The organism is Treponema porcinum, from assembly GCF_900167145.1.
Lineage (GTDB): Bacteria > Spirochaetota > Spirochaetia > Treponematales > Treponemataceae > Treponema_D > Treponema_D porcinum.
This window is the reverse complement of the sequence record NZ_FUWG01000013.1, coordinates 23,931-36,558: the sequence shown is the minus strand read 5'-3', so window position 1 is coordinate 36,558 and position 12,628 is coordinate 23,931. Positions and strand designations below refer to the sequence as shown.

At 44.3% G+C, this 12,628-nt stretch carries 10 protein-coding genes and 1 tRNA gene; 3 read left to right on the top strand and 8 right to left on the bottom strand.

All coding sequences use genetic code 11. The annotated features are described in order from the left end of the window. Positions 1-55 precede the first annotated feature (55 nt). Entirely contained in the window at positions 56-1,321 is a 1,266-nt protein-coding gene (locus B5D55_RS08775) for an argininosuccinate synthase (protein ID WP_078933639.1), read from the bottom strand. A gap of 214 nt (positions 1,322-1,535) precedes the next feature. On the opposite strand from B5D55_RS08775, the gene B5D55_RS08770 reads away from it, so the two are divergent. Beyond that, on the top strand, positions 1,536-2,903 hold the full coding sequence (locus tag B5D55_RS08770; protein ID WP_078933638.1) for an HD domain-containing phosphohydrolase: 1,368 nt from the start codon (positions 1,536-1,538) through the stop codon (positions 2,901-2,903). 18 nt (positions 2,904-2,921) lie between these two features. On the opposite strand, the gene B5D55_RS08765 is transcribed toward B5D55_RS08770, so the two are convergent. The 7 genes from B5D55_RS08765 to B5D55_RS08735 form a co-directional block, all read right to left on the bottom strand. Further along, positions 2,922-3,683 carry an aldo/keto reductase gene (locus tag B5D55_RS08765; protein WP_078933637.1) on the bottom strand — a complete coding sequence of 254 codons (762 nt, stop codon included), beginning with the start codon at positions 3,681-3,683 and terminating at the stop codon, positions 2,922-2,924. A gap of 60 nt (positions 3,684-3,743) precedes the next feature. Beyond that, positions 3,744-5,183, bottom strand: a complete 1,440-nt coding sequence (locus B5D55_RS08760) for a glycine--tRNA ligase (protein ID WP_078933703.1) — start codon at positions 5,181-5,183, stop codon at positions 3,744-3,746. 89 nt (positions 5,184-5,272) lie between these two features. Beyond that, complete coding sequence (locus tag B5D55_RS08755; protein ID WP_078933636.1) at positions 5,273-7,093, bottom strand: hypothetical protein; 1,821 nt, start codon at positions 7,091-7,093, stop codon at positions 5,273-5,275. A gap of 130 nt (positions 7,094-7,223) precedes the next feature. Continuing rightward, positions 7,224-7,847, bottom strand: coding sequence for a hypothetical protein (locus B5D55_RS08750; protein WP_078933635.1), 624 nt, complete (start codon positions 7,845-7,847; stop codon positions 7,224-7,226). Continuing rightward, on the bottom strand, positions 7,844-8,638 hold the full coding sequence (locus tag B5D55_RS08745) for a hypothetical protein (protein WP_078933634.1): 795 nt from the start codon (positions 8,636-8,638) through the stop codon (positions 7,844-7,846). Before B5D55_RS08745 ends, B5D55_RS08750 begins: the two co-directional genes overlap by 4 nt. A 54-nt stretch (positions 8,639-8,692) precedes the next feature. Then, positions 8,693-8,765: transfer RNA gene (locus B5D55_RS08740), tRNA-Thr, on the bottom strand. Positions 8,766-8,771: 6 nt separating this feature from the next. Further along, positions 8,772-10,007: a Crp/Fnr family transcriptional regulator gene (locus tag B5D55_RS08735; RefSeq protein WP_078933633.1), complete on the bottom strand. Its 1,236-nt coding sequence runs from the start codon at positions 10,005-10,007 to the stop codon at positions 8,772-8,774. Between the two features lie 68 nt (positions 10,008-10,075). On the opposite strand from B5D55_RS08735, the gene B5D55_RS08730 reads away from it, so the two are divergent. Together B5D55_RS08730 and B5D55_RS08725 are read left to right on the top strand one after the other, a co-directional pair. Then, on the top strand, positions 10,076-10,936 hold the full coding sequence (locus B5D55_RS08730; RefSeq protein WP_078933632.1) for a PHP domain-containing protein: 861 nt from the start codon (positions 10,076-10,078) through the stop codon (positions 10,934-10,936). A 72-nt stretch (positions 10,937-11,008) separates the two neighbouring features. Then, entirely contained in the window at positions 11,009-12,601 is a 1,593-nt protein-coding gene (locus B5D55_RS08725) for a YifB family Mg chelatase-like AAA ATPase (RefSeq protein WP_078933631.1), read from the top strand. Positions 12,602-12,628: the final 27 nt, after the last annotated feature.

The window sequence follows — 12,628 nt, the reverse complement described above, 5'->3', positions numbered from 1 at the left end:
GGCAGAAGATTTTTCTTCTACCGCATTTTTTATAATCTAACGAATAAAACAGAACTTACTCAGTCGGACGTTTCTTAAAGCTCTTGCTTTCGATAATCGCCTGTCCCTCGCCTACGTTCTGCTCCATCATAGCACGCACTTTCAAAGGAAGACCGAACAGAGTGATAAATCCCTGAGCGTCTTTGTGGTCATACAAGTCACCTGTCGTAAATGATGCAATGCTTTCGTTGTACAGACTGTACTTAGAACCAGAACCTGCGCCTCGGATTGCGCCCTTGCACAGTTTTACTTTTGCCCATCCGGTTACAGTTTCTTCAGTCTTGTCTACAAATGCCATACAGGAATCGAACAGCGTTGTAAACCATTTTCCGTCATAAATCAACTCTGCAACCTTGATGGAAAGCTGCTGTTTGTAATGATAAGTATCACGGTCAAGGCAAAGATGATCCATCATACGGTGCGCAAAATACAGAATTGCTCCGCCAGGAGTTTCATACACACCGCGAGATTTCATTCCGACACAGCGGTTTTCGCAGATGTCAACAAGTCCTACACCGTTGCGTCCGCCGATTTTATTCAGTTCCGTAAGGAGCGAAAGTGCATCCATTTTCTTGCCGTTCAAGCCTACCGGAATGCCTTTTTCAAAGTCGATTGTTACATATTCGCCTTCAGCAGGAGCTTCTTCCGGCACGACAGTATTTTTTAGCATATGCTTATAGTTCGGTTCGTTTTCAGTTTTTTCAAGCTCAAGTCCTTCGTGGCTCAAGTGCCAGATATTCTCGTCGCGTGAATATGACTGGTCTTTTTTCATCGGAACTTCAAGACCGCGCTTTTCAAGATACGCAATTTCTGCCTCGCGGCTGTCCATATTCCATTTGTCATCGCGCCAGGCAGCGATTACTTTCAAATCCGGTGCAAACGCCTTTATTGCAAGCTCAAAGCGAACCTGATCGTTTCCTTTTCCTGTTGCACCGTGACAGATTGCAACGGCACCTTCTTGACGTGCATATTCTACAAGAATTTTTCCGATGAGCGGACGGGCTGTAGATGTTCCCAAAAGATATTCGTCCTCGTAGACTGCATTTGCCTTCAATGCAGGCCAGATGTATTCTTCTATATATTCTTTGCGCGCATCAACAACATAGCAGGCAGAAGCGCCTGTCTTTAAAGCGCGTGACTTGATTGCCGCCCAGTCATCACCCTGACCTACATCAATACAAACTGCGATAACATCATAATCGTAATTTTCCTTAAGCCACGGAATGATAACTGTTGTATCAAGACCGCCGGAATACGCTAAAACAACCTTGTCTTTTGCCATAATTCATACCTCATATAAAATTACATTAGAGTTGCCGGAACTTTTCAGAACCGGTAGATTTCTTTATGAATATTTATACATCAAAATGTATCTTTATTCATTGGCAATGTCAATGCCCAACACGAAACGTTTCATCATTCCAGTACTGTTTTATGCTCCCTGGATTAAAGAAGTTTGCGGTTCTTTCCGATAATGATAGTGGAGTCCTATTGCGATGAGTACAACGATTACATTTGAAGAATTGAAAGAAAATCTCACTTTTAAAAGCGACTTAATGCTCGACAATGAATTTGTCCTGCTCCCTGTTACAGTCTCTGTAACTCCGGAACTGATAAAAGCACTGAAAGAATGGAACTTTACGGAATTCCAGTGCGAAAGCGGCATAAGCCTTGGCGGTGACATCGGTGTAGAAGCAAAACCACAGGAAGATTCTGAAACAAAAACAGCCACTCCTACAGTAACAGACTCCGTAAAAACTGCACTGGAAAACATTAAGTCTGAAACCGTTGAGGACAGCGACAGGACGCGACTTGAATCCGTCCAGGAAGTGTATCAGGAATATATGAAATATATAAATTCCGTTTACACCCACTACGCCACCCACAAGAAGATCTCACTTGATGAGATGACGGAAACTGTAAAAGACCTGTGCATATTTATCAGGGAAAACAAGCGGTATGTCCTGCGCATTTCGCCGTCTGCAGAGGCGCGCAATAAGAATTTCCTTGTCATTCACTCAATGCGTTCCACCGTACTCGCAATCACTATAGGACTTGAACTTCACCTTGCGCTTTCAAAACTGATAGAACTCGGCATAACGTGTATCCTTCACGAAATAGGAATGCTCCGTCTGCCTCCGCAGCTGTATATGACGGACAAACCCCTTTCCGTCGCAGAAAAAGCGCAGATTTCAATGCATCCGCTTTTCAGCTGCAACATTCTGAAAGAGCAGAATTTTCCTCTGAGCATTCAGCTGGGAGTTCTTGAACACCACGAAAAAGAAAACGGTCAGGGATACCCGCGCCATCTTTCCGGTGAAAAAATATCTACCTATGCAAAAATAATCTCAGTAGCCTGCTCATTTGAAGCAATTACAGCTCCACGCGCATACAAAACGGAACGGACGACTTTTGACGCAATGGTGGAAATGCTGAAAAATCCGAACAACCAGTATGATGTAACAGTCATCAAGGCGCTGCTCTACAACCTCTCGCTCTACCCTATCGGCGCATACGTCTATCTGAACAACGGAAAAATCGGTCTTGTAACTGACGTAACGCCTAACAATCCGAAAAATCCGATGGTTCAGCTTATCAACGAAAAAGATTCCGACGGTTCGCCTAAAACAATCCAGACGGATGACGGTTCTAACAAAATAATCCGCGTACTTTCAAAAGAAGAACAGGCGGACGTAATAAAAAGCATTCAGCTTCAGACAGAAGCAGAAAAAGAACGTGAAAAGCAGAAAAAACAAAAAATCACACAGGAAAACAGTCTTGGAAATGAATATATGAACGGACTGAAAAAAGAAAGAGAAGCCGAAAACGGCTTCTCCTCTGTAGATTTAAGTGCGTTTGACTGATTTTTCATCTGTCTGAAATCAGTTGAAGAACATTCTTATACGCTCAACGTCTTCGTGGAATTTTTCATCAACGACAGGCGGATGCTCGTTAAAATACAAAATCTGCTCCAGTTCCTCGTTCGTTTGTACGCCCCATAAAGGAATGACATTCTCATACTGATGAAGAAATCCGAATGCAAGCGGAATGTTCTCTACAAGTCCGCCGCACAGCGGCTGCATTGCAACAAAACCGACGTCATTTTCCTCGCACAGTTTTACAAGCGCAATAGATGCGTCTGCACTCAGCATACTCAACGGAAACTGAATTGTATCATACAGCCCGGAATAAATCGCTTTTTCCGCAATGTCAAGTTCCTGCGTTGCAAGGCCGATTGCCTTGATTTTTCCAGTTTCCTTCATTCGCAAAAAAGCATTGTATATGCCGTCCGGCGAGTCTTTTTCCGGCAGAAAACCGTCAGATTCATACTGGTACAAATCAATGTAATCCGTATGCATAACGGCAAGGCTCGTTTCCAGATCGCTCAAAATTTCTGCACCGCTCTGCCCGCTTGTCTTTGACGCAAGGACGACGCTTGCACGGATGTCGCCTACAGCATCGCCGAGCAGTTTTTCACAGCCTTCGCAGTTTCGTGACGTATCGAAAAAATTTATTCCCTGCTGATATGCAGTGCGGACAAGCGCTACCGCAGACTCCTCATCTCCGATTTTTGAAAGGGACATTGCGCCCATAGCCACACGGCTAATCATAAGGTTCGATTTTCCAAGTCTGACGTATTCCATACTTTCCTTAATTTAAAATACAGCAGGGCAGGAAATGTATATTTTCTGCCCAAAATGCGTTTAGTCTTTTTTCTCAACCGGTTTGTATGATTTTATTGCTTTCTGAAGTTCGGAAACAAGATCAGCGCGGTTCACACGTATCTGCTCCATAGAATCGCGGAAGCGGATTGTTACAGTACCATTCTCCAGCGTATCGTGGTCAATAGTAACGCAGAACGGAGTTCCGACTTCATCCTGACGGCGGTAGCGTTTTCCGATTGTGCCGGAAACATCGTAGTCAGTTACAAAATCTTCTTTCAGTTCGTGCTGAATTTCCTTTGCAAGTTCTGCAAGACCGTCTTTCTTCATAAGCGGAAGAACGGCAACTGTAATCGGTGCAAGACGCGGATCAAGGTGAAGGACAGTACGGTAATCTTCCGGCTCACCGGCAGGCGCAACATTCTGTTCTTCGTATGCTTCGCACAGGAACATAAGGAAATTGCGGTTCAATCCGGCAGACGTTTCGATAACGTACGGAACATAGCGCTTGTTTCCGTCTTCCTGATCGATATAGTTCATATCTTTCTTGGAATATTTCATATGCTGCGAAAGGTCAAAGTCCGTACGGCTGTGAATACCCTCAATTTCCTCAAATCCAATCGGGAAATTGTAAGTAACGTCGTACGCATCCTTTGCATAGTGCGCAAGCTTGTCGTGATGATGCCACTTAAGATTTTTTTCGGAAATACCGTATTTCAGGTAGAAATTCCAGCGGTCTTTACGCCAGCGCTCAAACGTTTCGTCCTCAGTGCCCGGCTTGCAGAAGTATTCCATTTCCATCTGCTCGAATTCGCAGGTACGGAAAATAAAGTTTTTGAAAATAATCTCATTGCGGAAAGATTTTCCTACCTGAGCAACGCCGAACGGTACTTTCATACGGTTAGACTGAACTATGTTCTTAAAGTCTACGAAAATTGACTGGCAGGTTTCAGGGCGAAGGTAAACAAGGGACGAATCTGTTGCAACAGGTCCAAGATGAGTCTTGAACATAAGGTTGAATTCGCGTACGTCAGTCCAGGAATGTTTGCCGCAAGTAGGACAGTTGATTTTTCCGTCGATAAAGGCTTTCATTTCCTCGTGACTCATCGTATCAACCGGCTTTTCCGTATTTTCATTGTGAGAAGCACAGTAATCCTCGATAAGCTGGTCTGCCCGGAAACGCGCCTTACATTCCATACAGTCAATCATCGGATCAGAAAAATGACCAACATGACCTGAAGCCTCCCAAGTGGTGTGGTGCATAAAAATAGCGCCGTCAAGACCTACTACGTCATCGTGCAGCTGCGTCATTTCTTTCCACCACGCATTCTGAATATTTCTCTTGAAGTCAACGCCTAACGGACCGTAATCCCACGCTCCTGCCTGACCTCCGTAAATTTCTGAGGACTGATAAACAAAACCGCGTCTTTTGCAAAGACTGATGATTTTGTCCAATGTACACTTGTGTGTATCGTTTGCCATAAAAACTCCTATATAAACGCTGGAATGCGTCATTTAGATATAACTGAAAACATACCACAAAACTGAATAATGTACAATTGCGTTTCACTTCATTGCGTTTCGGACTGAAATTCCGCATTATGAAAACAAGAAACGGACGATTTTTCTTCAAAAACAACAGGACGGTATAAATCACCTGCAATACAAGAAATATCCGGCGGAGCAGAAACCATCTCCCAGCCAGTGCCTGAAAGAACGGAAAAATCTTTTTCATCATCCATACGGAATGTCTGCCAGGAATGAGGACAGCCAGAATTGTACAGAATGACGACAGTTTTCCTCCCCACGCGCTGCATTTCAACAAGTGCGCCGCACGGCTCAATCACCGTTTCCCAGCTTCCGGCAGAAACGACGGCGTCAAATTCTCCGTCATCAAAAGGCAGGCATTCCGGGCGCACTACAAAACCATAATCGCTTTCATTAAGGACAGAAAAACTTTCCACCTGCGAAGGAAACTGAACCTTTTCCGGAGAACAGGCACCGGTAAGGAGAAGAATTTTCCTGTACTTACGTTGTTTTAGAAGAAAATCGACAATCCCGGAACAAAGAAAAAGCTCCCTCTGAGCGCAAATTGCCTTTTCTGCATCGTCAGAACGGCGGTACTTTTCCAGAAGCATACGTTCCTCCGCGCGATACGCTGAATTCAAAAACGAAACCCTGTCAAGATAAAGCTGTCTGTACACAAAATGCTGTGCAGAAGCACTGCGCTCCACAGACCAGAATAATGCCGTACGGACTGCATTCTCCCTGACAAAACGGTATTTTTCAAAGTTCTGCACGGCATCCCTTACGGTTTCCGAAAGCGCTCCGGCATCATCCGTAACCAGAATGCAGTTCCAGCCGGGTTTTGCATACAAAGGCAATTCACCGCCGGAAAGGATAAGCACAAGACACCCAGTTCTCATCGCAAAAAGACCGGCGGCATCAAGAGGAGAACAGGCAGAAGAAATAACCGCAATATCAGAATGACCGTACGCGTCTTCCGAAAAATCATTCTGGATTACAGTAACGTCATCAAAATGCGGAAAATCATAAAGCAAAGGGTGAGTTTTCTCCGAAGTTCCATATACAGCGTATAAAAAATATTCTGGCTTATACTGCCGTTTAAAATCTCCGCCCAAACGCCTTACCGCAGACACAAAACGCTCTGCCAAACCAGAACCGCCGTTTCCGCAGAAAAAGCCCACATGAACCGTCCGTCCACTGCCTGAATTCTTCTTCACGGAATTTATTTTTTTCCTGCCAGAACTGCTTCCGCCGTAAAACTCTTTCTGCCCAACATACAGGCATTCAGACTCACAGCCGGTTCTGTACAATGCACTTTTTCCGTATGAAATTCCGGGCGGAACTACAACAGGAACGCACTGTCCGCCGGAAAGACGTTCCGCAAGATTTGCCGCCGCCGGAGAACTCACGCACAGAACATCGCAATTCCCTACCGCGCACCGTTCAAGTTTTTCCTCATAAAAATCTATGTCGGTAATGACAGAAGATAAAACACTGTCCTGAAAAATCATTCGGGAAGAATACAGAACGTGCCTGTCAAACCGGAACGGAAGAAAACTCTGCCTGTCATTGCAATGGATGATATCCGGCATAAACGTACGCACAAATTCATCGCAGCCGGCACGGACAGAAGCAGCACACTCCAAAATCCGCGCATCGGTGGAAAACGCCTCAAACACGCATTCAGGAGAAAAAACGGCATCTACAATTCCCGGCGGAAAAGAAACGTTACGGTGTTTATATGCCAGAAATACGCACCTTACATCGCACCGCCGGCGAAGTTCTGAAATAAAATCAAACAGCACGGAAGAAAAGCCACCGTACCAGTCCAAAAGATAATCTGAAAAGACAAAAAGTATCCTCATTCTTTGCTCCGAATAGTTTTCTAAAAATCCTCCAATGTATAATCGAAGCAGAATGAAAAAAAAGTGCAGTTTTTGCAGAAAAAAATCAGTAATCTGAAAAAATTATTTCTCGTCCGTCATTTTATTGCCTTTACGGCACAAAAGGCGGGAAAAAAACATTTTCGAAAATATCAAAAGATGTGTTTTTACAGGAAACTGTTGTCAGGCGGAACAATACGTTTTCGTCTGCAAACGACGGATCTGACGGAATGTTACGAACAAGCCGGCAGACAGCCTGATATTTTCCAGAAGACTTCCGTTTTTCGGTCGGCGTATAATAGAACACACGTTCCGTATACTTATATTTTATTCCTTTTTCTTTCTGAAAAAAATAACGAAGATCCCTGCCTGATTCAGGACTTCCCAATCCAAGAGAAACCGCAGGATCAGAAAAAACTGGTTTTCCGGTTTCAATTACCGCGCATAGAAGTCCGTCCTTAAATTGAAATTCAATGTATTCAAACGGAGAATGTTCCGTATTTTTCCACGAAAGCTTAAAGCACGATACGTCAAAATGACTCTGACTGCACGGCGAATAAGAATAATTCGTGTTATTTTTTTTGACCCATTCTTTCACTTCGTCCTGCGTACTTTCCCAGGCAAGACCATTCCAGCCGCTCTGCAAGTCAACCGTTTTCTTTATTACAAAAACCGGAACAAGGACAAAAACAGCCGCCAGCATGCAGATAAAAACCTGCGATTTTCGTTCCGTCATACGTTTCTCCCGTCAAGAAAGTTTTTTTTATTTTTTCCGGCAAGCGAAGAAAGCCGTCCAGCTTCATCCTGCGCCTCTTTCAAAAGTGCATCATATTTTCCCGAAAGCACGTAAAAATCTACGCGCAGCTTTTCCGCATTAAATCCGTCCGTACAGAATTCAAGGTAAAAACCGGCAGCAGCAAAAAGAATGGCGGCAAAACCCGTCACACCCATAAAACTGCTCACAACGGAAATATTCCTGAAAATTCCCACAGCCACAAGAAGGACAAAAAGCAGTTTTGCAATGGACTGAACGCTAAAAATCATTCCTGCAATGCAGAAAACTGAAAAAAGCGTAAGGAAAAAATCAGTTTTCATTCTTTCGATAGAAGGAAAGGCGGACATTCCCGTTTCAGGGAAGAGAAATACTTTTATAATCATTGTAAAAAACAGCGTATGAACGGTTATGCTCAGAAGATTAAGGACAATTTTCAGCGCCCGGTGATTCTGGTTTTCGCCGGAAGAAACGCCGTCAAAAAGCGTCACACGGAAAATTCCGCGAAGCTGCATAATAGTCATAACAACAAGGGCGGAAATTCCGCACAGTAAATCCGGCTGCTGCTGAACGCCTGCATTATGTTTTGCAGAAACTCCGAAAGCCTTAAAAAATGCGCCCCATACTGAATTAAAAAGCGGAACTTCCACAAGCATTCTGTGCGGATACATCAAAAGCCAGGACGACACCCAAAGGCATACCAATCCTGTGAGCGCATAAAAATCCACCGTTTCAAACCATTTTTTACGTTCCATACAGAACCTCCGCATAAAAAAAACGGCGGACACATTACGTATCCGCCGTTTTAGAGCCAACTCCCGGACTTGAACCGAGTACCTGCGCGTTACGAGGGCGCTGCTCTACCAGGTGAGCTAAGTTGGCAAAAAATTAATGCTGTGCCACTTCGGCAGCACGTGCAATTCGTTTCATATCAGAGATATTGGAAACGATAATATAATTATCAAAAACTTCAATCCGCCGTTTTTCAACAAAACGGTTGATTTCCGTTCTTGTAACATCCTGAGAAAGACCAGCCCACTGTGCAACATCTGCAACAGTTACATTAAACTTACAGATGCGGCTGTCAGGATTCGCGCTTGGATACATTTCATTAAGCATAATGAATACATTTGCCAGACGCGCCTGAGGGTCTTTTATAACAAGAATTCTGAAACGCCGTTTCTGATCATAAATCCGCTTGCAGAACAGCTTAAGCAAATTAAGCGCAAGCTGCGGATTTCCGGTCATAAGAACTTCAAAATTCTCTTTGCTGAACTCAAGGCATTTCACGCGCGTCTTTGCCATACACGTAGCAGAACGCGGCGAATTGTCAAGAATTGCCATTTCACCGAAGAACTCACCCATTTTCAATATATCAAGGTTTTTCTTCGTTCCGTTTACACATTTTATCAACTGAACAGTTCCAGTCTGTATAAGATAAAAAGCATCTCCAGGCTCAAATTCAGAGATAATAACCTGTCCCGGCTCATACGTTTTCGCAAAACGCTCAAACGCAGGAAGATCAAAACAACTTGCAGAACCGTCTGAAGTATCAGAAGAAACTTCATCAAAAGACACACGAGCCGACATTTTTTCATTTCGGATACGCGCATCTTCATACAGCTTTGCAACTTTGTCCTTTATATGTGACCGAGGAAATCTTTTTAGAATTTTCAGGCACACATCACAGCAGGAACGGAACTGCTCGTCATCATAAAAACTCTGGGCAACCTCCAGCATTCCTGTCGTTTGATCTTCAGGAATTACGTTAAGGATAGTGCCTATTTTTCTATGAATCTGCCGCAGCTGATTAGAAAATACGCGAAGCATTTTCATAATAAGCTGCTTATTCCCGCTGAACAATTTTTCAAATTCAACTACAGTCAGGACAACAACTGATGCTTCAGAAAGAACCGTTACAGTTTCTTCCCGAGGAAAATGTCCTAAAGCAGATTTTACGCCAAAAAATTCACCAGGCTTCACCTGATCAGTCACTGAGCTACCGGTCTCAATATCTACACTAGTAAGAATTACAATCCCTTTCTGTAGAATAAAGACCCTGTCATCCTGGTCTCCTGCAAAGTAAGGAATTGAACCCTTTGTGTACTGCATGAATCTAGGCATTCAAAGTCCCCCTGACTTTTATGTTTTTTATTATATCACAAATATTTTTTTTGTGCTATGGTTTTTCTATGATAGATTTGCATATACACACACTTTTTTCTGACGGACAGTATACACCTGCCGAGTTTATTAAAAAAGCAGCGGACAAAAATATAGAAGTCATCGCAATAACTGATCACGACACTGTAGACGGTCTTGAAGAAGGAGAATTTGAAGCAAAAAAATACGGCATTACGTTCGTTCGCGGAATAGAACTGAACATCGAACGCCCGAACTGTGAATGTCACCTTCTTGGACTTGGACTTCAGGAAATTTCTCCTGAACTGAAAAAGATAATCAGCTCTCTGCAAAAAAGCCGGAATGAACGGAATGAACAGATGATAAGCCTTATGAATGCCGGCGGAATTGAAATTACAATGGAAGATTTGCAAAACGAATTTTCCTGTTATGTTTTGGGAAGACCTCATTTTGCAGCCTGGCTTGAAAAGCACGGCATCGTAAAGCACCGGCAGGACGCATTCGATAAATATCTTGCGCGCGGACGCCCGTGGTTCGTAGAGAGGGTCGGCGCAGATTTAGACGACTCTATAGAAGCAATTTACAAAAGCGGCGGAATACCGGTACTTGCCCATCCGCTTTCGCTTTATCTTTCCTGGACAAAACTTGAGCCTGTCCTTCAGGATTTTAAAGAACGCGGCATTGCAGGAATAGAGGCGTTTCATCCCGGTGCGCGTGTAACGGAATGTCTGAGGCTTGAAGAGATGGCACGCCGGAACGGACTTTTTGTCACTGCCGGAAGCGATTTTCACGGTGAAAAAGTGCGTGCTGACAGGCATCCTGGCATTACCTGTGGCGGCAAGAAGATTGAAAATCGTTTTTACTACGATGAACTTCTGCCTGCACTGGAAAAAGCACGTTCTTCAAGATAATTTTTTCAGATTTTTCCTGCATTTTTTGCCTTTTTTCAGCACTGACTTCGATATATATGTGTGGAGGCAAAAATGCAGATTTATTCTTTTTCACCATTCGGTTACGAAGGTGCACTTGTTACTGTAGAAGTTGATTTACGGCGCGGAATTCCAGCCATTGATATTGTAGGACTTGCGGACAATGCCGTAAAGGAATCAAGGGAGCGGATGCAGGCAGCAATACGGAATTCAGGGCTTGATTTTCCAATTGAACGCGTACTTATAAGCCTTTCCCCTGCTGACTTGAAAAAAGAAGGCGCAGGTTTTGACCTTCCTATTGCACTCGGCGTGCTTGCCGCAAACGAAGCAAACAAAGGAAACGGTGCAGATGCAGGAGAAAGAGATTCTGCGCCTGTTCTTATTATGGGAGAACTTGAACTTTCCGGGAAAATACGCGCAGTACGCGGAGTTCACGCGGCGGCAGCAACAGCGGCGGCAGGAGGAATATTCCGCTGTATAGTACCGGCCGCAAACGCGGAAGAAGCGCGTGAAGTAAACGGAATGAAAGTCTTTGGTGCAGATACGCTTGAAGAAGCGTTTGCGGCAATGAGCAGTCCTGAAAATTTTACGGAAGCTGCCGCTCATTTTTCCGGAACAAAACAGATTTTTGACAAAAACGCCGTTGAAACAAACGGAATTTTATTTCCGCGCATTACGGACGGCTATGAATTCGGAGACATACGCGGACAAAGGCAGCTTATCCGCGGACTTCAGATAGCGGCGGCAGGCGGTCACAACGTTGTTGCAATCGGTTCTCCCGGTTGCGGAAAAACTATGGCAATGCAGAAATTTCCTGCATTGCTGCCGCTCCTTACGCCGGAAGAAGCACAGCCCGTTACAAGAATTATGTCACTGGCAGGACTTTTGCATCCTGCACAGCCGCTTGTGCGTACTCCGCCGTTCAGAATGCCGCATCAAACCGCTTCAATAGAAGGAATGTGTGGCGGCGGAATAAACTGCCGTCCCGGAGAAATATCCCTTGCGCACAACGGCGTACTGTTTTTAGACGAAGCGGCTGAATTCAAGACGTCGGTATTGCAGATGCTTCGCGTTCCTCTTGAAACCGGGCGAATAACCCTGGCACGTGCAGGACGTTCAACGCAATTTCCGGCACGTTTTCAGCTGCTTATGGCAGCAAATCCGTGTCCCTGCGGAAATTTCGGTTCGGACACAAAAATGTGCCTGTGCAGCAGCAGGGCAATTGAAATGTACTGGAAGAAATTTTCTGCGCCGCTTCTTGATAGAATCGATATACGTGTTTCAGTTAAAAACGAAAGCGATGGAACAGAGGCTTCTTCTGCACAGGAACCGCCGCTTACAACGGAACTGCTGCGCATAGGAATTGCAAATGCAGTAAAAACCCAGCGCCACCGTCAGGCAAAGAAAAATGCCTGCCTTACACCGGCGGAAACTGCTTCATTTTGCAAAATAGATGAGGCTACAAGAATGCTGCTTACAAAGGCGCAGAACAGATACGGATTTTCACCGCGTGCTACGGCAAGCATTCTGAAAATCGGAAGGACAATCGCCGATATGGAACTTTCTGCAGAAATAAAACAGCAGCACATTGCTGAAGCGATACAATATAGAAAGACATTTTCAAATTTCATGCAGTCTGAAACGTAGCTTTTGTTCTGATATTCAATAAGTATT

Excerpts from the sequence above, each read along its gene's own strand:
- B5D55_RS08775 (WP_078933639.1), bottom strand. The coding sequence starts at position 1,321 with ATGGCAAAAGACAAGGTTGTTTTAGCGTATTCCGGCGGTCTTGATACA.
- B5D55_RS08770 (WP_078933638.1), top strand. The coding sequence starts at position 1,536 with ATGAGTACAACGATTACATTTGAAGAATTGAAAGAAAATCTCACTTTT.
- B5D55_RS08765 (WP_078933637.1), bottom strand. The coding sequence starts at position 3,683 with ATGGAATACGTCAGACTTGGAAAATCGAACCTTATGATTAGCCGTGTG.
- B5D55_RS08760 (WP_078933703.1), bottom strand. The coding sequence starts at position 5,183 with ATGGCAAACGATACACACAAGTGTACATTGGACAAAATCATCAGTCTT.
- B5D55_RS08755 (WP_078933636.1), bottom strand. The coding sequence starts at position 7,093 with ATGAGGATACTTTTTGTCTTTTCAGATTATCTTTTGGACTGGTACGGT.
- B5D55_RS08750 (WP_078933635.1), bottom strand. The coding sequence starts at position 7,847 with ATGACGGAACGAAAATCGCAGGTTTTTATCTGCATGCTGGCGGCTGTT.
- B5D55_RS08745 (WP_078933634.1), bottom strand. The coding sequence starts at position 8,638 with ATGGAACGTAAAAAATGGTTTGAAACGGTGGATTTTTATGCGCTCACA.
- B5D55_RS08735 (WP_078933633.1), bottom strand. The coding sequence starts at position 10,007 with ATGCCTAGATTCATGCAGTACACAAAGGGTTCAATTCCTTACTTTGCA.
- B5D55_RS08730 (WP_078933632.1), top strand. The coding sequence starts at position 10,076 with ATGATAGATTTGCATATACACACACTTTTTTCTGACGGACAGTATACA.
- B5D55_RS08725 (WP_078933631.1), top strand. The coding sequence starts at position 11,009 with ATGCAGATTTATTCTTTTTCACCATTCGGTTACGAAGGTGCACTTGTT.